The sequence below is a fragment of the Enterovibrio sp. QJM3NY_24 genome (genome assembly GCF_057786035.1).
The window spans coordinates 163,651-187,118 of record NZ_CM173519.1 but is presented as its reverse complement, the minus strand read 5'-3'; the positions used below and the strand labels follow the sequence as shown (position 1 = coordinate 187,118).

The window sequence follows — 23,468 nt, the reverse complement described above, 5'->3', positions numbered from 1 at the left end:
TTTTCGCCACAAGAACAGGAACAAAGCGATCAATATGACGACAAATCGCAAAGTTTTACTACTTAATGGCCCCAACCTCAATATGCTGGGTGTTAGGGAGCCAGGACACTATGGACAGAAAACGTTAGATCAAATTGTCGCCGATCTGACTTCGCTTGCTGCACAACTCAACCTCCAGCTTGATCACCTCCAATCAAACGCGGAATACGCGCTGATTGAGAGAATTCATCAAGCCATGGGAAACGTTGATTACATCATTATCAACCCTGCTGCTTTTACACATACAAGCGTGGCGCTTCGCGATGCCATCCTTGCAGTAGGTATCCCATTCATTGAAGTGCACCTGTCCAACGTCCACGCACGCGAACCTTTTCGCCACCACTCTTACTTTTCTGATAAAGCAGAAGGAGTAATTTGTGGCCTAGGCGCAGACGGATATGAATTTGCACTGAAGGCAGCGGCGCGCCGCCTGCAGTCAGACGCCAACTGACAACAAATTTGAAGAGATGAGACAACATGGATATTCGTAAAATCAAAAAACTGATTGAGCTGGTTGAAGAATCAGGTATCGCTGAACTGGAAATTTCTGAGGGTGAAGAATCAGTGCGCATCAGTCGCGCGGTTCCTGCTTCTGCTCAACCTACCCAAATGTATGCTGCACCAATGGCCGCTCCAGCGCCTGCGCCAGTCGCTGCCGCGCCAGTTGCCGAAGCACCTGCTGCTGCACCGGTTGAATCTGGTCATAAAGTACTTTCGCCAATGGTAGGTACGTTCTACCGTTCACCAAGCCCAGAAGCGCAATCATTCGTTGAAATCGGCCAGTCTGTGAACGTTGGTGACACACTGTGCATTGTTGAAGCCATGAAAATGATGAACCAGATCCAATCTGATAAAGCAGGTGTGGTGAAAGCGATTTTGTGCGTAGACGGCCAAATCGTTGAATTTGATGAGCCACTGATCATCATCGAGTAATCGAGGACAGTTATGTTAGATAAAATTGTCATCGCTAACCGCGGTGAGATAGCACTTCGTATCCTGCGTGCATGTAAAGAGCTGGGCATCAAAACCGTTGCCGTTCACTCTACCGCTGACCGCGATCTGAAACATGTATTGCTGGCTGACGAATCCATTTGTATTGGTCCCGCATCAAGCTTTGAAAGCTACCTAAACATTCCTCGCATCATCAGCGCGGCAGAAGTGACTGGTGCTGTGGCTATCCACCCTGGTTATGGCTTCCTGTCTGAAAACGCAGATTTTGCTGAGCAAGTAGAGCAATCTGGCTTTATTTTCGTTGGCCCTCGCGCAGAAACGATTCGTCTAATGGGCGATAAAGTTTCTGCCATCAATGCGATGAAAAAAGCGGGTGTTCCATGCGTGCCGGGTTCAGATGGACCACTGGACAACGACGAAGCGAAAAACAAAGCCTTTGCTAAGCGTATCGGCTACCCCGTGATCATCAAAGCCTCTGGGGGCGGTGGTGGTCGTGGCATGCGAGTGGTTCGTTCAGAACAAGAGCTGACCGAGTCCATCGCAATGACGCGTGCAGAAGCAAAAGCAGCGTTCAATAACGATGTGGTTTACATGGAGAAATTCCTAGAAAACCCACGTCACATTGAAGTTCAAGTCTTGGCTGACGGTCAAGGCGGTGCGATTCACCTTGGCGAGCGTGATTGCTCAATGCAGCGTCGTCACCAAAAAGTGGTTGAAGAAGCGCCAGCGCCAGGTATCACTGCTGAAATGCGCCGTTACATCGGTGAGCGTTGCTGCCGAGCGTGTCTTGAAATTGGTTATCGCGGCGCAGGTACATTTGAATTCCTGTATGAAAACGGCGAGTTCTATTTCATCGAAATGAACACCCGTATTCAGGTTGAGCACCCTGTTACCGAAATGGTGACTGGCATCGACCTTATCAAAGAGCAACTGCGCATTGCCGCCGGTCAGCCTTTGTCTTTCACACAAGATGACATCGTTATCCGTGGCCATGCGATTGAATGTCGCATCAATGCGGAAGACCCTGTTCGTTTCTTGCCAAGCCCTGGTAAAATCACGCGCTTTCATGCGCCTGGTGGTATGGGTGTTCGTTGGGAGTCGCACGTCTACTCTGGGTATACCGTGCCACCTCATTACGATTCAATGATCGGTAAGCTGATTTGTTTCGGTGAGAACCGCGACGTGGCCATCGCTCGCATGCGTAATGCGCTGAGCGAAACCATTATCGACGGCATCAAAACAAACATCCCGCTTCAGCTAGAAATCATGAAAGACGAAAACTTCCAGCACGGTGGCGCTAATATCCACTATCTGGAAAAGAAACTGGGTATACACAAGTAATCATCCCGTTTATTTTTCTGTAAAAGGCTGCGACTTTCGCAGCCTTTTTTGTTTTTTTAACCACCTCAATGCACTGCAATAGCTGTCACATTCTCCCTTCTTTTGCCACAATACGCGCCTTCTCAACACACTGTATGAATACAAACAGACACCTAAGTCTGTTTCGGAGGCTTCTAATGAAGACACTTAGCAGCCGCTACCACCAAGCGCACAAAGAAGCAAAGTGGTCCATCGGACTCGCTGTTGCCTATTTCCTATGGTGGTACGGGTTTGCCTATGGTCTTGCCCCTGAAGGCATTGAACTGGCTCCCCCAACACTCTATTTCGGATTGCCACTGTGGTTTTTGATGGCCTGTGTCGTTGGCCCTGTGCTGTTTACACTCTTATGCGCTGCCATGGTGAAGTTTTTGTTTAAAGATATGTCACTCGACATCGAGCAGGATAGTTCCCATGAATAGTCAGCTTGTTATTCCCATGGCACTGTACCTGATCGCAGTATTCGCATTGGCGATCTACGCACGCAAGAAAGGTGAACAGAGCAAAGGCTTTCTCAATGAATACCTGCTGGGTAATCGCAGCATGGGGGGATTCGTTCTCGCCATGACGCTCGCAGCAACCTACGCCAGTGCCAGTTCATTTATAGGCGGCCCTGGTGCAGCTTATAAAATGGGGCTGGGTTGGGTATTACTCGCCATGATCCAACTCCCAGCTGCATGGTTAACGCTCGGCGTGCTCGGCAAAAAATTTGCTATTGAGTCACGCCGTCATAACGCGCTGACGCTCAATGACATGCTGTACGCACGCTATAAAAGTCGCGCTGTGGTCATTTTTGCCTCTTTAGCGCTTTTACTGGCATTTTTCGGCACGATGGTGGTGCAGTTTGTGGGTGGCGCACGCCTACTACAAACTGTCACAGGGCTTTCATACACCCATGGATTAATGCTGTTTGCCTTTACCGTCGGTCTTTACACCACCATTGGTGGTTTCCGCGCAGTGGTGATGACTGACACCGTGCAGGGCGTAATGATGATCATCGGTACTATTGCTTTGCTCGTCGGCATTATTCATGCTGGTGGTAGTTTGGGTGAAATGATCACCGAACTTCATACCATTGACCCTGCCCTGGTCACGCCTTATGGACCAGATGCGTTTCTCACCGAACCCTTCATGCTGAGTTTTTGGGTACTGGTTTGCTTTGGGGTGATCGGTCTGCCTCACGCTGCCGTACGCTGTATGTCTTACAAGTCCAGCTCGTCATTGCACAAAGGGATGGTAATAAGCACGGCGATGGTGGCTTTTTTGATGCTAGGGATGCATTTGGCTGGCGCATTGGGTCGCGCGATTGTGCCCGATATCGCCAATCCGGATCAGATCATGCCCACCCTCATGATGACCGTGCTACCGCCAGTGGTCGCCGGTGTTTTCCTTGCCGGCCCCATGGCGGCGATTATGTCGACCATTGATTCCCAGCTGATCCAAGCGTCAGCGACCTTGCTGAAAGATTTATACCTCAACTACATCAACCCCAAGGCGGCTGATGCGCCAGAGACAGAAAGCAAATTGCCAACACTGTCTCTTTGGGTAACGGGTATTTTCTCGCTGCTTGTGTTTGTGGCGGCCACCAATCCGCCCGATATGATCATCTGGCTCAACTTGCTGGCCTTTGGCGGCATGCAGGCCGTCTTCCTGTGGCCACTTGTGCTCGGGCTTTACTGGGAAAAAGCCACCGCACGCGGTGCGTTGGCCTCAATGTTAACGGGACTTGGCAGCTACGCCGCGTTTTCCACTTTTAAACCGGACATGGCTGGCGTTCACGCTATCGTTCCCGCCTTAACCGTAAGCCTTATCGCCTTCGTGCTGGTTAGCTTATTGCAGCATCAGCGTATCAAGCCCGCTATCGCCTGATACCTCCACATGCACTCTCCTCGGACAGCCTCGGCTGTCCGTTTTTTTACGCTTTCTTACCAAAGCCCCCACTCCCCCCTATGCGAGCTGCCTACTTTTTATGCTAGAATCCGCCCCCTAAAACCGTAGTGAAACAAAAAGCGAATTAGCCATGCCTTGGATTCAAATCAAACTTAACGCAACAGCGGAAACGGCAGAAGCCATCGGTGACATGCTGATGGACGACGCTGGCGCCCTGTCCGTGACTTTCCTTGATGCCAAAGACACGCCTGTCTTTGAACCTATGCCGGGCGAAACACGCCTATGGGGTGAGACTGACATCGTGGCACTTTACGATGCGGAAACCGACATGGATGCGGTGATGAGCATACTGAAAGCAAGCCCGCTGCTTGTTGAAGGCTTTGCTCATAAAATTGAACAACTGGAAGACAAAGACTGGGAACGCGCTTGGATGGACAACTTCAAGCCAATGCGTTTTGGTCAGCGTCTATGGGTGTGCCCAAGTTGGTGCGATGCACCCGACCCAGATGCCGTTAACATCATGCTAGATCCGGGCCTCGCTTTCGGCACGGGCACCCACCCAACCACATCATTGTGCCTTGAGTGGCTTGATGGACTCGATCTTAACGGCAAAATCGTGATCGATTTTGGTTGTGGCTCGGGCATTCTTTCACTGGCAGCGCTGCTGTTGGGCGCAAAGAAAGTGATTGGTATCGATATCGATCCACAAGCGCTGCAAGCCTCAAAAGATAATGCAGAACGCAATGGCGTTTCTGACCGCCTTGAATTGTTCCTACCAAAAGATCAGCCTGAGAATCTGCAAGCCGAAGTCGTAGTAGCAAACATTCTGGCTGGTCCACTTCGCGAGCTTTCTCCCGTCATCAAAAGCTTGATGGCCCCACAGGGTAAATTGGCGATGTCTGGCGTTTTAGAAGCGCAAGCAGAGTCGGTTGCCGATTGTTATCGCGATGAACTCGCTGTTAACGAGATTATCGTGAAAGAAGAGTGGTGTCGTATCACTGCCGAGAAAGCCTAACCTAGTGATAATCGAACAAATTTTATACTAAAAATTTGAATTCACTGGCTTTTTAGAAAATCAATACAGAACGCTCAAATATTGGCCTTTTCAGACTGGGAAAAAATGCGTAAAATGCGCGCCCTTGCTGACATTGAAGATACTACCTTGCAGATCGGACCGTACAAGCTGGAAAACACACTTATCGTCGCACCCATGGCTGGTGTAACGGATAGGCCATTCCGCGAACTCTGTTTGCGCCACGGCGCTGGCATGGCGGTTAGCGAAATGATGTCTTCCAATCCGGCGATGTGGCATACAGCCAAATCGAAAAACCGGATGGTTCATCTCGATGAAAAGGGGATCCGTTCTGTTCAAATTGCTGGTGCTGAACCAGCATTGATGGCAGATGCCGCGCGTTACTGTGTTGAGAATGGCGCTCAAATCGTCGATATCAACATGGGTTGCCCGGCAAAAAAGGTCAATAAGAAACTGGCCGGTTCAGCATTGCTGACCCGACCTGACATCATTGAGCAAATCCTGAAAGCAGTCGTGTCTGCAGTTGACGTTCCCGTCACACTGAAAACACGGACAGGATGGGATCCGGAGAACAAAAATTGTCTCCAGATTGCCAGAATGGCCGAAGATTGCGGCATACAAGCATTGGCCCTCCACGGTCGAACACGCGCTTGCATGTACAAAGGAGAGGCTGAGTACGACAGCATAAGAGCGGTCAAAGAGGCAATATCCATCCCCGTTATCGCCAACGGAGATATCGATTCCCCTCAGAAAGCCAAACAAGTGCTGGAATACACAGGTGTAGATGCCTTAATGATTGGTCGCTCTGCACAAGGGCGTCCTTGGATTTTTAGAGAAATCCAACACTACCTTGCCACCGGTGAAGAGCTTGCTGCTCCGCCGATGGAAGAGGTCGAAGCAATTTTGTTGGGTCATGTTCAAGAGCTTCACCAGTTTTATGGTGATCTCAAAGGGCTACGTATCGCACGTAAACACGTGGGATGGTACCTGAAAGAACATGATCTGATTGGCGATTTTCGCCGGACTTTCAACGCAATCGAAGATGCCCACCAGCAGATCGATGCGCTGCAAGATTATTTCGTAAACGTTGCATAAAATACGAGAAGAGCTGACAGAGTATGTTCGAACAAAACCTGACTTCAGAAGCATTGACAGTGACTACTGTGACTTCACAAGATCAAATCACCCAGAAGCCACTGCGTGACTCAGTAAAAGCCTCCCTGAAAAACTACCTAGCGCAGTTGAATGGCCAGGAAGTCAATGACCTGTACGAGCTGGTACTGGCAGAAGTTGAGCAACCACTGCTGGACACCATCATGCAATACACTCGCGGTAACCAAACCCGCGCTGCAACCATGATGGGTATCAACCGCGGTACTCTGCGTAAGAAACTGAAAAAGTACGGCATGAACTAAGGTTCAGCTAACTTAACGGTTTTCAGTAGAAGCCAGACTGCAAAGTCTGGCTTTTGCGTTTTTATCCCCAACAAACAATACCCTCAAGCGACACTCACACTGCACCTCACTTCGCCTTCGTTATATACTCCCTGCTGACTTTGCTGTTTTATTCGCATCTAGCGAAAGTTTTTTCAGGAGATAAACATGGGTCAGGCTGATGCCTCAAACAACACTGCCACACAGAACAAGCCGGGTATCTTACATATCTGTCTTTCCACTGGTTGGGGCGGCCTTGAAATGTATCCTGCCCGCATGGGTAAAGAGTTTATCGACAAAGGCTATCGTGTGTTTGGGCTGGCATCTGAGAACTCCCGTGTTGCTAATGCAATGAAAGACGCAGGCATGGATGTGTTCACCGTACCGAAAAAATCCTCCCTATTCGGCCCAACACTCTTTGCGCTCAACAAGTGGCTCAAAGCCAACAACGTCCAAATTGTGCATTGTCATAAGTCGGGCGATATCCTGATCTCCGCGCTTTTGAGCCGATTGACCCGTCGCTACACCGTATTCACTGAGCACATGGGCGTCAAACGTCCGAAGAAAGACATCTATCACCGCTGGGTGTATCAGCATGTCGATCAGGTGCTTTCTATCAGTAACGAAACGTATCAGCGCAACATCAAAGCCTTACCAGTAGCTGAGTGCAAAATAGAGCGCCTTTGGCTTGGCACTTACATCGAAGAGAAAACCTTTGAAGAGGCAACCCGACCGCACTTGTTGGCTGACGAGTATGGCCTTTCACATGACACCCTATTTATTGGTTCGGTAGGCCGTATCTGCGATGGGAAAGGACAAACCGATCTGCTGGCAGGGTTCGAGTTAATGGCGAATGATTACCCGAACGCGCATTTGGTTTTAATTGGCGGCCTGAACCCTGATGAAGGTGCCGATGAAGCCTTCTCGAAACTATTGCAGGAACAAGCCCATGCCTCTGCTTTCTCTGATCGCATTCACCTTGCAGGCTATCGCAAAAACGTACCGACGCTGCTAGAAGAGATTCAGATAGTATGTCTGCCTTACTGGAATGAAGCATTTGGGCTGACGGCGATTGAAGCCATGGCGCAGCATTGTGCGCTAGTGGTGTCAAACACTGGTGCACTGCCAGAGATTTTGGAAGAAACGGGTGTGTACTGCACGCCTCAGGATGCAGCGTCTATTGCGGATGGACTGAGATACTACCTGGACGATGATGCGCAGCGCGAAACCAATGCGACCAATGCCTATCATCGCGCGTTTCAGCACTTTTCGATGCAAGGTCATGCAGACAAGCTTGAGGCGATATATCTGGATGGTGCAGCGAGGTTATCATCGTCAAAAAGATGATCGACCTGACGTTAATACCCTCAAATCATAGCCAATAAAAAAGCGCCTAAAAGGCGCTTTTTTATTGAAATAATGTCGAGATTACAGGTATTCACACAAGTAAGCTGATGTTTGCGTGATTTGAACCTGAAATGATGACTCACCTGGTACTTCAAAGCTGTCACCCGCGCCGTAGGTTTCCCATTCAATGCGACCCGGTAGTTTTACCGTAAGCTCACCTTTCACAACAGTCATACGTTCTGGCGCTGCAGTACCGAAGGTGTATTCACCGACTTCCATCACACCCATACTGACTGGGCCTTTGTTCTCAAATCCAATCGACTTTACATGCCCATCGAAATATTCGTTAACCTTTAACATCTCAATCCTTATCCATTGAAACTGTTTATCCTTTTCGTTGCCTTGACGCTATCACACTCTCCTAAGCTTCACTAACACTATTTTTTGACCCAAATTGGTCCGTATGAAGAGTTGCGGCGTATTGCGTTTTTCATACACAAATAGCGGCAGATTTTGTGCCAGACTTAACACGATAACCATTTCATCCATCAAGGAGAGCAAGATGTCACAAATTCATTTTCAAGGACAACCCATCCCTCTGGCAGGCGATTTACCGCAGATCGGAACCCCAGCTCCAGGCTTTACATTAGCGGCACAAGACTTATCTGATCTGACACTCGAAAGCCTACGTGGCAATAAAGTGGTATTGAATATTTTCCCAAGCATTGATACCCCGACATGCGCTAATAGCGTGCGTGCTTTCAATGAAAAAGCGGCGTCCTTGAACAATACCAAAGTGGTGTGTGTGTCGGCCGACCTCCCTTTTGCAGCAAGTCGTTTTTGCGAGTTGGAAGGACTGAATAATGTTCAGCACGCCTCAATTTTCCGCAGTCCAACCTTTACCACGGACTACGGCGTTGCCGTAGCGGCGGGGCCAATGGTCGGGCTTGCTGCTCGTGCTGTTGTGGTTATCAACGAAGGTGGCGTGGTGAAACATGTCGAGTTGGTTGACGAAGTAACCAACGAACCTGACTATGATGCTGCGCTGGCTGCTTTGGCGTAACGTACACTTACCGTATAAGGAGGCGCGGCTTCCTTATACGGATTTAATTCAATTATACGTTCGTTTCTAGTGCCCCCAGAATCGAGCAATGACTCGCATTGTCATCAGCATGACCACAACATGCATCGTTAATTTTCTTCAATGCGACGCGAATCTGGGTGAGTTCTGCAATTTTTTGGTCAATTTCATCCAACTTCTTTTGCGTAATGCCTTTCACTTCAGCGCAACTGTGCTGACTGGCTTCTAGTCGGATTTCGAGCATTTCCTGAATGTCGTCTAGGGTTAGCCCCAAACGCTTCGCTTTCATAATAAAATGAACACGTGAGAGCGCATCTTCATTGTAGAGACGGTATCCGCTCTCGCTTCTTGATGTCGGTTTTAATAGCCCAACTTTTTCGTAAAAGCGCAACGTATCGCCGGAAACCCCAGCCTGCTTAGCAAGCTGGCCTATCTGCAACATCTTCATTTATTCACCTCTACGCATTTTTGTGACAAAACCACAAAAGCAATCGATTGCGTCTGTTATTTAGGTTAGAATGTGCGCCGAATCACTCAACGTTCTGCCGTATATCGGGTGTTTGGCAAAGTAGCTTTCATACAGACATTTTCCCAAATATCCTATCCCCACAGTTAAAGAGATGGTAGCAATGGAAAACGCTCGCCCTATTCGTCGCGCATTGATTAGCGTATCTGATAAAACTGGCATTGTTGAATTTGCCAAAACTCTCTCACAAAAAGGCGTCGATATTCTATCGACCGGCGGTACCGCTCGCCTACTGGCAGAGCAAGGTCTGAACGTCACTGAAGTGTCAGATTACACCGGTTTTCCAGAAATGATGGATGGTCGTGTTAAAACGCTGCACCCGAAAGTTCACGGAGGCATTCTTGGCCGCCGCGATACCGATGACGCCATCATGGAAACACATGATATTGCACCTATCGATATGGTTGTCGTCAATCTTTACCCATTTGCAGAAACTGTCGCAAAAGAAGGTTGCACGCTGGAAGATGCGGTAGAAAACATCGATATCGGTGGCCCGACGATGGTTCGCTCAGCGGCGAAGAATCACAAAGATGTCGCCATCGTGGTTAATGCGTCTGATTACGACCGCGTTCTGGCAGAAATGTCATCGAATGACGGCTCTCTAACGCTCAACACCCGTTTCGATTTGGCCATTTCTGCTTTTGAACACACGGCAGCCTATGACGGCATGATCGCCAACTACTTCGGCACCATGGTTCCTTCTTATGGTGACAACAAAGAAGGTGATGAGGAATCGAAATTCCCACGCACCTTCAATCAGCAGTTCATCAAAAAACAAGACATGCGCTACGGCGAGAATAGCCACCAAGCAGCCGCTTTCTACACCGAAGCCACCCCAGAAGAAGCGTCAGTGTCTACTGCGACTCAGCTTCAAGGCAAAGCACTGTCTTACAACAATATCGCAGACACAGATGCAGCACTTGAGTGTGTGAAAGAATTTGTTGAGCCAGCATGCGTTATCGTTAAACACGCAAACCCATGCGGTGTAGCACTGGGTGATAACCTGCTAGACGCCTACGACCGTGCTTACAAAACTGACCCAACATCGGCATTTGGCGGCATTATTGCGTTTAACCGTGAACTGGATGCTGAAACCGCACAAGCAATTGTTGACCGTCAGTTTGTAGAAGTCATCATTGCACCAAGCGTGTCACAAGCAGCGGCTGATGTAATAAGCACCAAGAAAAACTTGCGCTTGCTGGTATGTGGAGCTTGGAGCACACAGACCACTGGCTTTGACGTTAAGCGTGTGAATGGCGGTCTGCTGGTTCAAGATCGTGACCAAGGCATGGTGTCGTCTGGTGATCTGACGGTCGTATCAAAACGCCAACCTTCTGAAGAAGAGTTGCGTGATGCCTTGTTCTGCTGGAAAGTAGCGAAATACGTGAAATCTAACGCGATTGTTTACGCCAAAGGCAACATGACCATCGGTGTGGGTGCAGGCCAAATGAGCCGCGTTTACTCAGCAAAAATTGCGGGTATTAAAGCCGCTGACGAGAACCTCGAAGTAGCAGGCAGTGTCATGGCATCTGATGCTTTCTTCCCGTTCCGCGATGGCATTGATGCAGCCGCAGAAGCCGGGATTACCTGCGTGATTCAGCCTGGCGGTTCAATGCGTGATGACGAAGTTATTGCTGCTGCAGATGAGCACGGTATGGCGATGGTATTCACTGGCATGCGCCACTTCCGTCACTAATATTTTTCAACGGCCCGGTTCTGCCGGGCTGATGTTATACAAGGATTGAAAATGGACGTATTGGTAATTGGCAACGGTGGCCGCGAGCACGCGCTTGCGTGGAAAGCGGCGCAATCAGCTCATGTAGGTACTGTGTTTGTTGCGCCCGGCAACGCTGGCACAGCATTGGAGCCAAAGCTTGAGAACGTCGCCATTGGCGTTGAAGACATTCCAGCACTCATTGCGTTTGCAAAAGACAAAAATATCGGCCTAACCATCGTAGGTCCTGAAGGACCATTGGTGATCGGCGTGGTTGATGCGTTCCGTGCAGAAGAGTTGCCAATTTTTGGCCCAACCGCCGCGGCTGCTCAACTAGAAGGTTCAAAAGCCTTCACCAAAGATTTCCTTGCTCGTCATCAGATCCCAACAGCTGAATATCAAAACTTCACTGAAATTGAGCCTGCTCTTGCCTATGTCCGTGAGAAAGGCGCTCCCATTGTTGTCAAAGCTGACGGCCTCGCAGCAGGTAAAGGCGTGATTGTTGCCATGACATTGGAAGAAGCTGAAACCGCTATCCGTGACATGCTGGCAGGTAATGCATTTGGGGAAGCGGGTCACCGCGTGGTGGTAGAAGAATTCCTCGATGGTGAGGAAGCGAGCTTCATCGTGATGGTAGACGGCAAAAACGTCCTGCCAATGGCCACCAGCCAAGATCACAAGCGTGTGGGCAACGGCGATACGGGTCCAAATACCGGCGGCATGGGCGCTTACAGTCCAGCACCCGTTGTTACTGCAGAGATCCACGACCGTGTGATGAACGACGTCATCTTCCCAACCGTGCGCGGCATGGCAGGCGAAGGCAATGACTACACGGGCTTCTTATACGCGGGCCTGATGATCATGGCCGACGGCACGCCAAAAGTGATTGAATACAACTGTCGCTTTGGTGACCCTGAAACCCAGCCAATGATGGTGCGTCTGCAGTCCGATTTGGTTGAGCTTTGCCAAGCCGCGATTGCAGGTAAACTTGATACCGTTGAGTCCAAATGGGACCCTCGAGCATCTATCGGTGTGGTACTGGCTGCGGGAGGTTACCCAGCGTCATACAACAACGGTGACGTGATCTCAGGTTTGCCAACAGAAGAATTGGATGCGGCGAAAGTCTTCCATGCAGGCACCGCAGAGAAAGACGGTAATGTGGTGACCGCGGGTGGTCGCGTACTGTGTGCCACGGCAATGGGTGAAACCGTGTCTGAGGCACAGCAGCGTGCTTATGCACTGGCATCACAAATTAGCTGGGACGGCATGTTCCACCGTGATGACATTGGTTACCGAGCAATTGCTCGCGAGCAAAACCAATAATCCGAAACCATCGTTTAAAACACAAAAACGCGCCTTTGAGCGCGTTTTTTTTATATCTTGCCGTTTGAATGATATCCCAGGCAACCTGTCAATCAGGCGCTAAACGTCAGTCCGCTATAAATCGGGGCGCTCGATGCAATCAGCGCTGTCATTGTCCAGCGCGATAATGGCATCAACCGTATTCGTTTTACGTCCAACTTTGCCCATCGCGGCAATAAAATTATCTTCTTGGTTGAGTCGCTGCAAAATGAAGCTTGGCACAGCAGCGTTGAACGACAGCGCTTTCTCTTCGTCAGTAAAGCACTCTTCCAAAATGCCTTCACTCCAATACCCTTGAAAAAACTGATGGCCGCTTTTATTTAGCTCTCTGGCTTGACTCAGCGCCTGTTCGGCTTGCTGGTAGTAACGAGCAAGGTCCGTCGTGCGCAATGGCCGCATATCGCCATCTAGACGATTCTGTTGATAGACAGCCTGACCTTCAGAGTCATACCGGATCAAAAAAGACTGTTGCGTTAATTTACCGTCAATCAAGACTTCGCCATCACGCTGAATTTCACGGACAATACCCTTGCGCCAGCGATATTCGGTGCTGTATTGGCCGTAATCGCCCATCAAAATACGTTCTGACAAGGTTTCTGGAAATCCCAAGCGTTCATCCAACCAATAAATACTGGTCGCATCACCTTGAATAATTGCGGTTTGAGTTTGTACAGGAGGCTTTGCACTCTCAGTCGAGCTGCAGCCAGCCAAAGAGAGAATAAGAAGTGAAACGAGAGGTGTTACTGCTGAACGCATAAATATCCGCCAAAACATGAGAATGCTTTGGCGGAGTATAACTTACTTCACAGCGTCTTTAAGCGCTTTGCCCGCTACAAACGCAGGAACGTTTGCTGCAGCAATTTGGATTTCTTGGCCAGTTTGTGGGTTACGACCAGTGCGCGCTGCACGGTGATTAACTTTAAACGTACCGAAACCGATCAGTTGAACCTGGTCACCGTCTTTCAGTGCACCTTCGATGCCTGCTAGCGTTGCTTCAAGTGCTGCTTTTGCTTGTGCTTTAGACAAGTCTGCTTTCTCAGCAATCAGGTCGATCAAGTTGGTCTTGTTCATTAGGTCTTCCCTTCTTTAGATTTTCTCGAGACAAGGCAACTCTAATTCAAAAGAAGCCCGACTGGCAAAGGTTTGTAGCGCTACAAGTGACTGTCTGCAGAGTCTTTAACCACAAACTGAGCGCATCCTCACAAAATATTGGGTATATTCCTATCCGAACACTTGTATTTACTGCGCTAAGACCCGATCTTTGACGCTACTTTAATCCTGTTTTATTACTATTACGCTGGAAAATAATGATCCTGCTTATGATGTATGTGGCACTGTCCATTGGTGTCTCATTTATTTGTTCTGTACTCGAAGCTGTACTTTTGAGTATCACTCCCAGTTACCTAGCCCAGATGCGACAACAAGGTCATCCTGCTGCCGCTCGTCTGCAAGTACTCAAAGACGACATTGATCGCCCACTAGCCTCTATCCTAACGCTCAATACGATTGCCCACACCGTCGGCGCTGCCGCCTCAGGCGCACAAGCGACAAAAGTATTCGGTGATGCATGGTTAGGTGTATTTTCCGCCGTGCTGACATTGGCAATTCTATTGCTGTCAGAAATCGTACCAAAAACCATTGGTGCAACCTATTGGCGCCAAATGGCACCCAAAGCAGCCACTGTCCTGCGCTGGATGGTATGGGCACTGACTCCTATTGTATGGGCTTCAGAGCAACTGACGCGTCGCTTGTCGCGCGGCAAAGAACAACCAAAGCTGCGTGATGAAATCTCAGCGATGGCCTTGCTGGCAAAAGAGAACGGCGAACTGGAGGATGATGAGTCCACCATGCTGACCAACTTGCTGGCACTGCGTGACGTACCCGTCACCAAGCTGATGACACCGCGTCCAGTACTCTTCCGCGTCGACGCCAAAATGACGATCGAAGAGTTCTTGCGTGAACATCACGATACGCCATTTTCTCGCCCTTTGGTCTACGTTGAGCAGCGCGACAACATCATGGGCTTTGTTCACCGCTTGGAACTGTTCTCAGCTGGCCAACACGGCAAAGGTCAGCAACCACTGGGAAGCTTAATGCGCCCTATTCCTGTGGTTCACGATTCAACCCATGTACCGAAAGCGTTTGACCGCTTAATGGCACAGCGTTCGCAGCTGGCGTTGATTGTTGATGAATACGGTGACGTGCAAGGCATCATCACGCTGGAAGACATTTTTGAGCACTTGATGGGCAAAGATATTGTCGATGAAGCAGATACCACCACCAACATGCAAGAGCTTGCTCATGAGCGCTGGGCAGACTGGAAAGAAACGCATGGTGTGATCGAAAGCAAAGATGACGATGCAGAAGACGAGAAAAAAGCGTCTGCGTCTAGCAAAGTCACCATGGGTACTGAAAGTGCTGCCGATGCAGACCATTCACCATCGGATAACTCTGATACAAAAAAAGATGGCGATAAGCCATCTCGGTAAGCATGACAGTGGTAACAATTATCGCTAAATAAAAAACGGGCCGCTGGCCCGTTTTTTTATTGCTGTTACAGTGACAAACCGAGGTTGCTGATACCGTCTTCACGAATTTCGTTACGAATACCGCGAATCATCTCAACGTCACGCTCGTCTGCTTCTTTCAATGCACGGAAAATAGCCCACTGCACATCCCACTCGTCACAGACTGACTCAATTTCTTTTTGGTTGGCATTGGTCACTTCAACACCCGTTTGCGCTTCTTCCAATTGCGCGACACCGGACACTGACAGCTGGCTCACTTTGAGCACGGATTCCAACATCAAATCACGATCCAGCAAGGTATGAATCAAAGTCGACATGGCTACACACACATCAATGGCGGGGTAAGTCAGATAAATATCATGATCATCCATACCCGGGATCAGCTCTTCCAGTTTTTCAAGCTGGTTTTCGAAGTTTATCTTGGCCGCTTTTACGGTCAGGATTTCCCACACTGCATCCAGCAAACTACGAAAAGCCTGCGGTTCAGCAAAGTCCGTTTGCTGGCAAAACGCCGCATAATTGGGATACATGCGCTCCACCAGCGCCGCCATAAAAGTGATATGCTGCCAAGGTTCGAGTTTTTCGAGTCGCAGCTGGATCGGGTTCTGTAACATGGTCTGCCGTCTACTTATGGCACAGCATGAGCTGGCCGAAAAGGAATGTGGGCTAAGTTTACTTTATATACCCAAGTAGAAAAAGGAACAGATTTGAACCAACTTTACCTCTGCTCTGAATACCAGAAGCTTTATCTCTCTTTGATCGAGCAAGCCGATCTGCCCGACCTGGCTGTCACATCAAAAATAGAAGACGCCAATATTGTCTTGGCAGACCCACCTAAGCTCGCCCAGCAAATAGAAAAAGCCCAGAACATCGAATGGCTACAATCCACCTATGCAGGCTGTGATGCGTTATTAGCACAAAATAAACGGGATTATCTGCTGACCAATGTGCGGGGGATATTTGGTCCACTCATGTCGGAATATGTGTTCGGTCAACTATTAACCCTCACCCGCCATCTTGCACACTATCGCGATGCACAATCACAAAAGCAGTGGTCAGTGCTGCCTTACCAAAGCCTAATCAACAGAAAGATGGTGATACTGGGTACAGGCTCCATTGGTGCACACGTTGCCGCAACCGCTAAACACTTCGGTATGCAAGTCACAGGTGTCAGTAGAAGCGGCAAGCTTGCCACTTCCTTTGATACCGTGGTCACGACCGCACAGCTAACCTCCCAATTGTCAGACGCTGACGTGGTGGTTTCCACCCTTCCTTCTACGCCAGAAACAAAAGGACTGCTCAGCCATCCAACGCTGTCTGCGTGCAATGGGGCAATATTATTCAATGTTGGGCGTGGTCCCGTATTGGAAGAAAGTGCGCTATTGCACGCGCTGGAACAGAAACATATTCGTCATGCCGTGTTGGATGTTTTTGCCAATGAGCCGCTAGACAGCCCCCATCCTTTTTGGACGCACCCTGACATTACGGTGACACCGCATATCTCTGCCATCAGTTTTCCCGACCAAGTCTTCGCGATTTTTGCGGATAACTATCAACGCTGGCATCAAGGGAGTGCGCTTCAGTACACGGTTGATTTTGATTTGGGCTATTAATGAAAGATATCCCATTGACCATGCTGCTGGATGAGGTAAAACAATGCACGCAATGCGCGGAGCATTTACCCCTTGGACCACGCCCCGTTGTTCAGGCAGCATCAGCAGCAAAGCTATTGATTATTGGGCAAGCGCCGGGGACTCGCGTGCATGAAACGGGCATACCGTGGAACGACCCTAGCGGCGATCGTCTTCGAGATTGGTTGAAAATAGATAAAACCGTGTTTTACGACCCCACTCAAATCGCAATTGTGCCAATGGGGTTTTGTTATCCAGGGCGCGGCACGTCTGGCGATCTGCCACCTCGACCTGAGTGCGCGCCAAAGTGGCATGATGCGATCAGGCAGTATTTACCTCATGTTTCGCTAACGCTTCTGATTGGCGACTACGCTCAACGCCGTTATCTCAGCCCAAAACCAAGAACCTTGACCCAAACCGTGCAAGCCAACCCACAATGGGCTCCGGACTTTATTGCGCTTCCTCACCCTTCCCCCCGCAATAACCTGTGGCTGAAAAAGAACCCTTGGTTTGAGGAAACGATTCTGCCCAATCTGCAAAATCGTATGGATCAGCTTTTTGATTAATTTACACCTTTTCCCTGATCCGAATATTCACCACCAACACATGATGCGTTTAATTAATTGAATTTATTGGACTTTATCATCGCGTACAGCTTTGTTAGTAATTTCCCTAGCGAACCTATAAACAGCCCTCTGCAGACATTTTATTCAACATACAAAATAAAATGCAATGTACAGCTTTAGGCTAAACGATCTGCTTTTTGGTTTCTAATTTTTCAAGCCAAAACAGCGATAGCCACTAAGACCTTGAATTAAAATATTATTTTCTCCCTGTACAGCTTATCGAGGAATTTCCCCAGTGAACCTTGTACACGATGACATATGTGCGGCGATTCATGTGGCGAGAAATAAAAAAATGGCCAGCGTCAACGCTGGCCATTTTCAATATCATCGAGCTGATGCGTGATAATCGATTACTTGTGATATTGCTTTGAAAGATCGTGCACCGCTTCGACAAACACACCCGCGTTTTCTGGTGGAACATCGAGGTGAATACCGTGACCAAGGTTAAACACGTGACCCGTACCGCCACCAAACCCTTCCAAAATAGTTGCCACTTCTTGGCGAATACGCTCAGGTGAAGCGTATAGCATGGATGGATCCATATTGCCTTGCAGCGCCACTTTGTCACCAATGCGACGCTTGGCTTCCGCGATATCAATGGTCCAGTCCAGACCCACGCCATCACAGCCAGTTGCTGCGATTTTCTCCAGCCACATGCCACCATTTTTGGTAAACAAGGTAACAGGCACACGACGACCATCGTTTTCACGGATCAGGCCATCAACGATTTTGTGCATGTACTGCAGCGAGAAATCGTTATAGTCACGCGGTGTCAGAACACCACCCCATGTATCAAAGACCATCACAGATTGGGCACCCGCTTTGATCTGCGCGTTAAGGTACTCAATCACACTGTCCGCCAGCTTATCCAAAAGCAAGTGCAGCGTTTGAGGATCGGCGTACATCATCTTTTTGATTTTGGTGAAGGCTTTCGAGCTGCCGCCTTCGACCATGTAGGTGACCAGTGTCCATGGGCTTCCAGAGAAACCGATCAATGGCACATCACCGTTCAACCCTTTTCGACAAGCACGTACTGCATTCATTACATATTGCAGTTCACCTTCCGGATCAGGAAGACCGATTTTTTCGACATCAGCTTTGCAGGTAATTGGGCGTTCAAACTTTGGACCTTCACCGGTCTCAAAGTACAAACCAAGTCCCATTGCATCTGGGATAGTCAAAATGTCTGAAAATAGAATAGCAGCATCAAGAGGGAAGCGACGCAACGGTTGCAGAGTAACTTCACAAGCCAGTTCCGCGTTTTTGCACAATGACATAAAATCGCCAGCTTCCGCTCGGGTCGCCTTGTACTCTGGCAAATAACGGCCAGCCTGACGCATCATCCATACCGGCGTGTAATCGACCGGCTCTTTCAACAGAGCGCGCAAATAGCGATCATTCTTTAGTTCTGTCATTGTTCACATCCTGAAAGTTGAGTGGCGCTATTGTATCACCCTCTCCGAGCAACAAAAGCTGCCCTTTGTGGAGGCGATCATAAATATTATCTCCAAGGATGCAGGATATTTGCCGAAGGTTTAAACACATGTTAAAAATTTGCTTCTGATAACAAAAAGTCTGACAGACAGTACCCATAAATATCGCATCTTACTCCCGCCCCCTACGGCGGGTTTTTTTTGCCTATTTGGGTACGCTTTCGTAGGTTTGATTGGTGTAATGACGTGATAGTCCGGCTTTTTTTATGCGTCGATGCACCGTTGAACGGTCGACGCCAAGAACGCGAGCGCTTTCAGATATATTCCATTCGCACGCTTGTAACACCGTCAATATATCGTCTTCGTGACACCCTATACCCGTTGAGTTTGTTTTGCCCGCCATAGCGGATGCTTTACTCCCCCCCTGACGAACATCCTCCGGTAAGTGTTCGGGGAAAATCTCACTCCCCGAACAAAACGCAAGTGCAAAGCGCACAGCGTTGTCCAACTCTCGAATGTTTCCTGGCCACAAATGACGGAGAAGTATGCTTTGTGCTGAATTACTGATCATGACCGGTTTTGGTGCTGATTTTTCAATCAACTTGGTGGTCAACCAAACAATATCATCTCGCGCTCGTAGCGGCGGAATACTCAGCCGAGCACCACTGATTCGGTAGAACAAATCTTCACGAAAACGACCGCTTTTCACCAACTGCGTCAAATCCTGATGAGTGGCCGCTAATACACGAAGCGTCACTGGAATAGCCTTTGTGGCGCCAACAGGAAGCACTTCATTTTCAGCTAACACTCTCAACAACCTTGCTTGCAGTGCGAGTGGCATATCTCCAATTTCATCTAAAAACAGCGTGCCCCCGCTGGCGCGCTCAATCAGTCCCTTTTTCCCTTTTCCTCTTGCGCCAGTAAACGCGCCCTCTGCATAGCCAAACAATTCACTTTCAATCAATGACTCAGGAATAGCAGCACAATTGATGGCGACAAAATCACCTTGGCGCTGCGGACTGGTTTCATGAATAGCGCGTGCCAGATACTCTTTACCACATCCGGTTTCTCCCTGAAGGAGCAAGGGCAATGGCGACATCGCCAGCTGAGACGCCTTTTGCGCCAATACTCCCATTGCAGCATCACCGCAATAAAGTTTGGCGAGCGATTCGCTAACAATACGACGCTTATGATGTCCGATTGGCGGTTGCTGAGGCGCTAATGCATGAGCAAACCACAGCTCTCCCGTACAGGTGCTGATCAATCTCTCTTCACTCGGTAACGCACGACTAAGGGTAGGTAGTTCATTGATTTCAATATCGAAGTATTCCGAAATCTTCGAACCCAATAGCGCCGATGTGTGCTGCCAGTGCGAGCCCTTTACTCGTGCCAGTAGTCGTTGAGCACTGTGTGTCATACCAATGATCGCCCCACCGCTATTGACCGCAACAGCGCATTCAGGGTCTACATCAAGAAACGCTGGCGACTGGCTAAGTCGCACAATCCATTCACGCCGAAACGTGTTCATTAACGCCGCCATTTCGATGCGGCGCGTACATGACTGAACAAGACTCAGCGCCAATGCCTGACTGGCTTTGAGCTCAGGACTTTTCAGTGCAGAAATATCTAACACCGCAGCAAGCGAACCATCAACGTCATAAATAGGTGCTGCCGTACAGGAAAGCCGCGCATGCGTAGCATCAAAATGATCGGTTTGATGAACGGTAATGGCTTCACCCGTATAAATGCATGAACCCACGCCACAAGTACCCGCCCTTTGTTCTGACCATTCCGCGCCTAAGTACAAACCCGATTTTTGAAGCTCCCATGTCAATGATGCATCACCTTGGTAATCTACTGTTACGCCTTCAGCATCGGTCAGTAGCAAGACGTAGCCATGCTGGGCAATCTGACGATACAGTTCGTCTAACCCATACCGGGCAGTGCGCAACAATTTGTCGAGACGCTCCTGATGCAGCTTTAACTCTGCATGAGGAACGATATAGGCTTCTTGCAATATCAATGGATCAAGCTGGTAATCCGACACACAACGCTGCCATGATTGCGCTATCACCGTATCCCGAGCGCTAGCAATACCCTCTGCAACACTCTGAACTTCTTTAATATGATCATTGACCTGGTTAACGACTGCCATGAGACGACTCCTTTCACTCTTTGAAAGTATGAACCTCATTCAAAAAAATTCGCCGTACTCCCTCAATGTTCTGCTTTCAACTTTCTTGGCCTCGCGACTCCAAGACACAGTTGAATTTTTGGTACAACTCGCCAATTCAACATGCCACACCTGTTGCACACGCCACACCGCTCATCCACACCTCAATCCACCGGCAATCATCTATTACATCTAAATACAACGACTTATACAGACCTTTCCGTATGGCATGTTTCTTGGATTATGCATTTCATCATTCTTTGCATGACGAGAGTTTTGTGGCCAACCCAATGACTGTGGGCATCATTGCTAACCCCGTTTCCGCTCGCGACATTCGCCGAATCATCGCGCATGCGGCCAACCTACAAATTACTGACCGTGCCAATATGGTGCTACGGATATTGGCGGGGCTTCATCACGCTGGCATCGATAACGTTGTCATGATGCCGGAGCGGGCGGGGTTAGGTGTACATATTCAACGCGGCTTAAAACAAGCCCAATACGCTGACCACACCCGTTTTCCAACGCTTAGCTGGCTTGATATGCCCGTCACAGGAGCCGCGCAAGACACGGTCTGTGCTGCGCATTTAATGCGACAACAAAATGTATCAGCCATTGTAGTACTGGGCGGAGACGGCACACACCGTTTAGTCGTCCGTGAGTGCGGGAATATCCCGATCGCTGGCGTATCCAGCGGCACTAACAATGCATTTCCTCCTCTGCAAGAACCGACTATCACAGGGTTAGCAACAGGCCTTGCGATCAGCGGAAAAATCCCGGCGTCACTTGCTTTTCGTGGTAACAAATTGCTTGAAGTACGCGTGAACGAGCGGCGAGATATCGCATTGGTTGATGTCGCAGTGGTACGCGAGCAATTTACTGGTGCACTCGCCGTTTGGCGGGCTGAGAGCCTGCGAGAATTGTTCGTCACATTCGGGCGGACAGATGGCATTGGTATGTCCTCTATCGCTGGCCTGCTCAATCCGGTGTCCCGCGATCAACCTATCGGTTTACACGTTCGCTTTGCACACAACACGCCTGCTGCTTTTTCGCTGTCTGCTCCATTGGCACCGGGGTTAATGGCAAAGCTACCCATCCAATCGGTCGACACATTGTCGCCAAACGCCACGCTTTCACTATCCACAACATCGGGTTCTCTCGCATTGGATGGCGAACGAGAGCTGCCTTTTAGCGCATCCGATTCCGTGAGTATCACCTTACATCTAGATGCCTTTCACACCATTGATGTCGAGCAATGCATGGCTTTTGCTGCACGACATGGCCTTTTTATTCAACGTGACGGGCACAAGCCCGTATCAACCTCACAAGGAGAACACCATGAGTGACAATCCCTTCCCACTATCGCGTGAGCAACTGCTTGAAGCGTACAAAATGATGAAAACCATCCGCGATTTTGAAGAACGCTTACATGTGGACTTTGCACGCGGAGATATCCCCGGCTTTGTGCACTTGTATGCGGGAGAAGAAGCCACCGCAGTCGGCATTATGATGCATCTCAATAACAACGACCGTATCGCCTCAACGCACCGAGGTCACGGACACTGCATCGCCAAAGGTGTGGATGTTCACGCCATGATGGCGGAGATCTACGGTAAGCAAACGGGAGCTTGCTGTGGCAAAGGTGGCTCAATGCACATTGCTGATTTATCCAAAGGCATGATGGGCGCCAATGGCATTTTAGGGGCAGGCTCTCCATTAGTTTGTGGCGCGGCCTTAGCTGCCAAACAGCTGGGCCATACCGGTGTGGGAATTAGCTTCACGGGAGATGGAGCCTCCAACCAAGGAACCTTTTTAGAAAGCTTAAACCTTGCCGCTGTTTGGGAGCTACCCGTTATTTTCGTCGTGGAAAACAATGGCTATGCCGAGTCCACAGCCGCGGAATGGGCGGTTTCCTGCGATTCCTATGTCGACCGCGCGACAGGGTTTGGCTTGCCCGGCATGACGGTGGATGGCACGGACTTTTTTGCGGTTTATGAAGCTGCAGGTGAAGTGATCAGACGAGCACGACAAGGTGGTGGACCGTCACTTTTGGAGTGCAAAATGGTGCGATTTTTCGGTCACTTCGAAGGCGATGCACAGACTTATCGCGCAGACGGCGAAGTGGAAGATATCCGCGGCAACAAAGATTGCTTGAAAATTTTTCGCCATCGCGTGGAAGAAAGTGGGCTTATCGCCACCCGCGAATTCGACCAAATCGATCAAGAAGTCAAAGCGCTCATTGAAGATGCGGTACAAGCAGCCATTGCCGCACCCTCACCTGCCCCGTCAGCCCTGCTGAATGATGTTTACGTCAGCTACTAATT

The 23,468-nt window shown here is 49.3% G+C and carries 24 protein-coding genes; 17 read left to right on the top strand and 7 right to left on the bottom strand.

Translation table 11 applies throughout. The annotated features are described in order from the left end of the window. The first annotated feature begins 34 nt into the window (after window positions 1-34). The 9 genes from aroQ to AC3CIC_RS00835 all read left to right on the top strand — a co-directional run bounded on the left by aroQ (window position 35) and on the right by AC3CIC_RS00835 (window position 8,070). The gene (gene aroQ, locus AC3CIC_RS00875; protein ID WP_026024007.1) at window positions 35-490 is read left to right on the top strand and encodes a type II 3-dehydroquinate dehydratase; all 456 of its coding nucleotides are present in this window, start codon (window positions 35-37) and stop codon (window positions 488-490) included. A gap of 26 nt (window positions 491-516) precedes the next feature. Further along, entirely contained in the window at window positions 517-972 is a 456-nt protein-coding gene (accB, locus tag AC3CIC_RS00870) for an acetyl-CoA carboxylase biotin carboxyl carrier protein (protein WP_016960671.1), read from the top strand. Window positions 973-984: 12 nt separating this feature from the next. Further along, window positions 985-2,331 carry an acetyl-CoA carboxylase biotin carboxylase subunit gene (gene accC, locus AC3CIC_RS00865; protein ID WP_016960670.1) on the top strand — a complete coding sequence of 449 codons (1,347 nt, stop codon included), beginning with the start codon at window positions 985-987 and terminating at the stop codon, window positions 2,329-2,331. 176 nt (window positions 2,332-2,507) lie between these two features. Further along, the gene (locus tag AC3CIC_RS00860) at window positions 2,508-2,789 is read left to right on the top strand and encodes a YhdT family protein (protein ID WP_016960669.1); all 282 of its coding nucleotides are present in this window, start codon (window positions 2,508-2,510) and stop codon (window positions 2,787-2,789) included. Further along, window positions 2,782-4,236, top strand: coding sequence for a sodium/pantothenate symporter (panF, locus tag AC3CIC_RS00855; protein ID WP_488515121.1), 1,455 nt, complete (start codon window positions 2,782-2,784; stop codon window positions 4,234-4,236). The genes AC3CIC_RS00860 and panF overlap by 8 nt, the downstream gene beginning before the upstream one ends. 151 nt (window positions 4,237-4,387) lie before the next feature. Further along, window positions 4,388-5,272 (top strand): 50S ribosomal protein L11 methyltransferase, encoded by an 885-nt coding sequence (gene prmA / locus AC3CIC_RS00850; protein WP_394213225.1) that lies wholly within the window; start codon window positions 4,388-4,390, stop codon window positions 5,270-5,272. A gap of 147 nt (window positions 5,273-5,419) precedes the next feature. After that, complete coding sequence (gene dusB / locus AC3CIC_RS00845; RefSeq protein ID WP_035008716.1) at window positions 5,420-6,385, top strand: tRNA dihydrouridine synthase DusB; 966 nt, start codon at window positions 5,420-5,422, stop codon at window positions 6,383-6,385. A gap of 23 nt (window positions 6,386-6,408) precedes the next feature. Further along, window positions 6,409-6,705 (top strand): DNA-binding transcriptional regulator Fis, encoded by a 297-nt coding sequence (gene fis, locus AC3CIC_RS00840; protein WP_002542007.1) that lies wholly within the window; start codon window positions 6,409-6,411, stop codon window positions 6,703-6,705. Window positions 6,706-6,891: 186 nt separating this feature from the next. Next, window positions 6,892-8,070, top strand: a complete 1,179-nt coding sequence (locus tag AC3CIC_RS00835; protein WP_488515120.1) for a glycosyltransferase family 4 protein — start codon at window positions 6,892-6,894, stop codon at window positions 8,068-8,070. 81 nt (window positions 8,071-8,151) lie between these two features. Here AC3CIC_RS00835 and ppnP read toward each other — a convergent pair whose 3' ends face one another. Beyond that, a complete protein-coding gene (gene ppnP / locus AC3CIC_RS00830; RefSeq protein ID WP_016960664.1) occupies window positions 8,152-8,430 on the bottom strand; it encodes a pyrimidine/purine nucleoside phosphorylase in 279 nt (92 codons plus the stop codon). Window positions 8,431-8,632: 202 nt separating this feature from the next. Between ppnP and tpx the strand changes: the two genes are divergently transcribed. Further along, window positions 8,633-9,133 carry a thiol peroxidase gene (gene tpx / locus AC3CIC_RS00825; RefSeq protein ID WP_394213219.1) on the top strand — a complete coding sequence of 167 codons (501 nt, stop codon included), beginning with the start codon at window positions 8,633-8,635 and terminating at the stop codon, window positions 9,131-9,133. A gap of 52 nt (window positions 9,134-9,185) precedes the next feature. Here tpx and zntR read toward each other — a convergent pair whose 3' ends face one another. Further along, on the bottom strand, window positions 9,186-9,599 hold the full coding sequence (gene zntR / locus AC3CIC_RS00820) for a Zn(2+)-responsive transcriptional regulator (RefSeq protein WP_016960662.1): 414 nt from the start codon (window positions 9,597-9,599) through the stop codon (window positions 9,186-9,188). A gap of 181 nt (window positions 9,600-9,780) precedes the next feature. Between zntR and purH the strand changes: the two genes are divergently transcribed. Continuing rightward, window positions 9,781-11,373: a bifunctional phosphoribosylaminoimidazolecarboxamide formyltransferase/IMP cyclohydrolase gene (gene purH, locus AC3CIC_RS00815; protein WP_488515119.1), complete on the top strand. Its 1,593-nt coding sequence runs from the start codon at window positions 9,781-9,783 to the stop codon at window positions 11,371-11,373. 51 nt (window positions 11,374-11,424) lie between these two features. After that, on the top strand, window positions 11,425-12,714 hold the full coding sequence (gene purD, locus AC3CIC_RS00810) for a phosphoribosylamine--glycine ligase (RefSeq protein WP_488515118.1): 1,290 nt from the start codon (window positions 11,425-11,427) through the stop codon (window positions 12,712-12,714). 114 nt (window positions 12,715-12,828) lie between these two features. Here the strand turns inward: purD and AC3CIC_RS00805 are convergent, their stop codons facing one another. Both AC3CIC_RS00805 and hupA read right to left on the bottom strand, forming a co-directional pair. Beyond that, window positions 12,829-13,509, bottom strand: a complete 681-nt coding sequence (locus AC3CIC_RS00805) for a DUF1481 domain-containing protein (protein ID WP_488515117.1) — start codon at window positions 13,507-13,509, stop codon at window positions 12,829-12,831. A 42-nt stretch (window positions 13,510-13,551) separates the two neighbouring features. Beyond that, the gene (hupA, locus tag AC3CIC_RS00800; RefSeq protein ID WP_002542017.1) at window positions 13,552-13,824 is read right to left on the bottom strand and encodes a nucleoid-associated protein HU-alpha; all 273 of its coding nucleotides are present in this window, start codon (window positions 13,822-13,824) and stop codon (window positions 13,552-13,554) included. A 236-nt stretch (window positions 13,825-14,060) separates the two neighbouring features. Between hupA and AC3CIC_RS00795 the strand changes: the two genes are divergently transcribed. Continuing rightward, on the top strand, window positions 14,061-15,242 hold the full coding sequence (locus AC3CIC_RS00795; RefSeq protein WP_488515116.1) for a hemolysin family protein: 1,182 nt from the start codon (window positions 14,061-14,063) through the stop codon (window positions 15,240-15,242). A 65-nt stretch (window positions 15,243-15,307) separates the two neighbouring features. Here AC3CIC_RS00795 and AC3CIC_RS00790 read toward each other — a convergent pair whose 3' ends face one another. Then, window positions 15,308-15,895, bottom strand: a complete 588-nt coding sequence (locus AC3CIC_RS00790) for a YjaG family protein (RefSeq protein ID WP_016960657.1) — start codon at window positions 15,893-15,895, stop codon at window positions 15,308-15,310. Window positions 15,896-15,988: 93 nt separating this feature from the next. Between AC3CIC_RS00790 and AC3CIC_RS00785 the strand changes: the two genes are divergently transcribed. Beyond that, window positions 15,989-16,894, top strand: a complete 906-nt coding sequence (locus tag AC3CIC_RS00785) for a D-2-hydroxyacid dehydrogenase (protein ID WP_488515115.1) — start codon at window positions 15,989-15,991, stop codon at window positions 16,892-16,894. Next, a complete protein-coding gene (locus tag AC3CIC_RS00780) occupies window positions 16,894-17,478 on the top strand; it encodes a uracil-DNA glycosylase family protein (protein ID WP_488515114.1) in 585 nt (194 codons plus the stop codon). The genes AC3CIC_RS00785 and AC3CIC_RS00780 overlap by 1 nt, the downstream gene beginning before the upstream one ends. Window positions 17,479-17,888: 410 nt before the next feature. Here the strand turns inward: AC3CIC_RS00780 and hemE are convergent, their stop codons facing one another. Further along, entirely contained in the window at window positions 17,889-18,953 is a 1,065-nt protein-coding gene (gene hemE / locus AC3CIC_RS00775) for a uroporphyrinogen decarboxylase (protein ID WP_488515113.1), read from the bottom strand. A 223-nt stretch (window positions 18,954-19,176) separates the two neighbouring features. Then, on the bottom strand, window positions 19,177-21,126 hold the full coding sequence (locus AC3CIC_RS00770; protein ID WP_488515112.1) for a sigma-54-dependent Fis family transcriptional regulator: 1,950 nt from the start codon (window positions 21,124-21,126) through the stop codon (window positions 19,177-19,179). Window positions 21,127-21,380: 254 nt separating this feature from the next. Here AC3CIC_RS00770 and AC3CIC_RS00765 point away from each other — a divergent pair, with 254 nt between their 5' ends. Both AC3CIC_RS00765 and AC3CIC_RS00760 read left to right on the top strand, forming a co-directional pair. Then, complete coding sequence (locus AC3CIC_RS00765) at window positions 21,381-22,490, top strand: ATP-NAD kinase family protein (protein ID WP_488515111.1); 1,110 nt, start codon at window positions 21,381-21,383, stop codon at window positions 22,488-22,490. Then, complete coding sequence (locus AC3CIC_RS00760) at window positions 22,483-23,466, top strand: thiamine pyrophosphate-dependent dehydrogenase E1 component subunit alpha (RefSeq protein WP_488515110.1); 984 nt, start codon at window positions 22,483-22,485, stop codon at window positions 23,464-23,466. Before AC3CIC_RS00765 ends, AC3CIC_RS00760 begins: the two co-directional genes overlap by 8 nt. The last annotated feature ends 2 nt before the right edge of the window (window positions 23,467-23,468 follow it).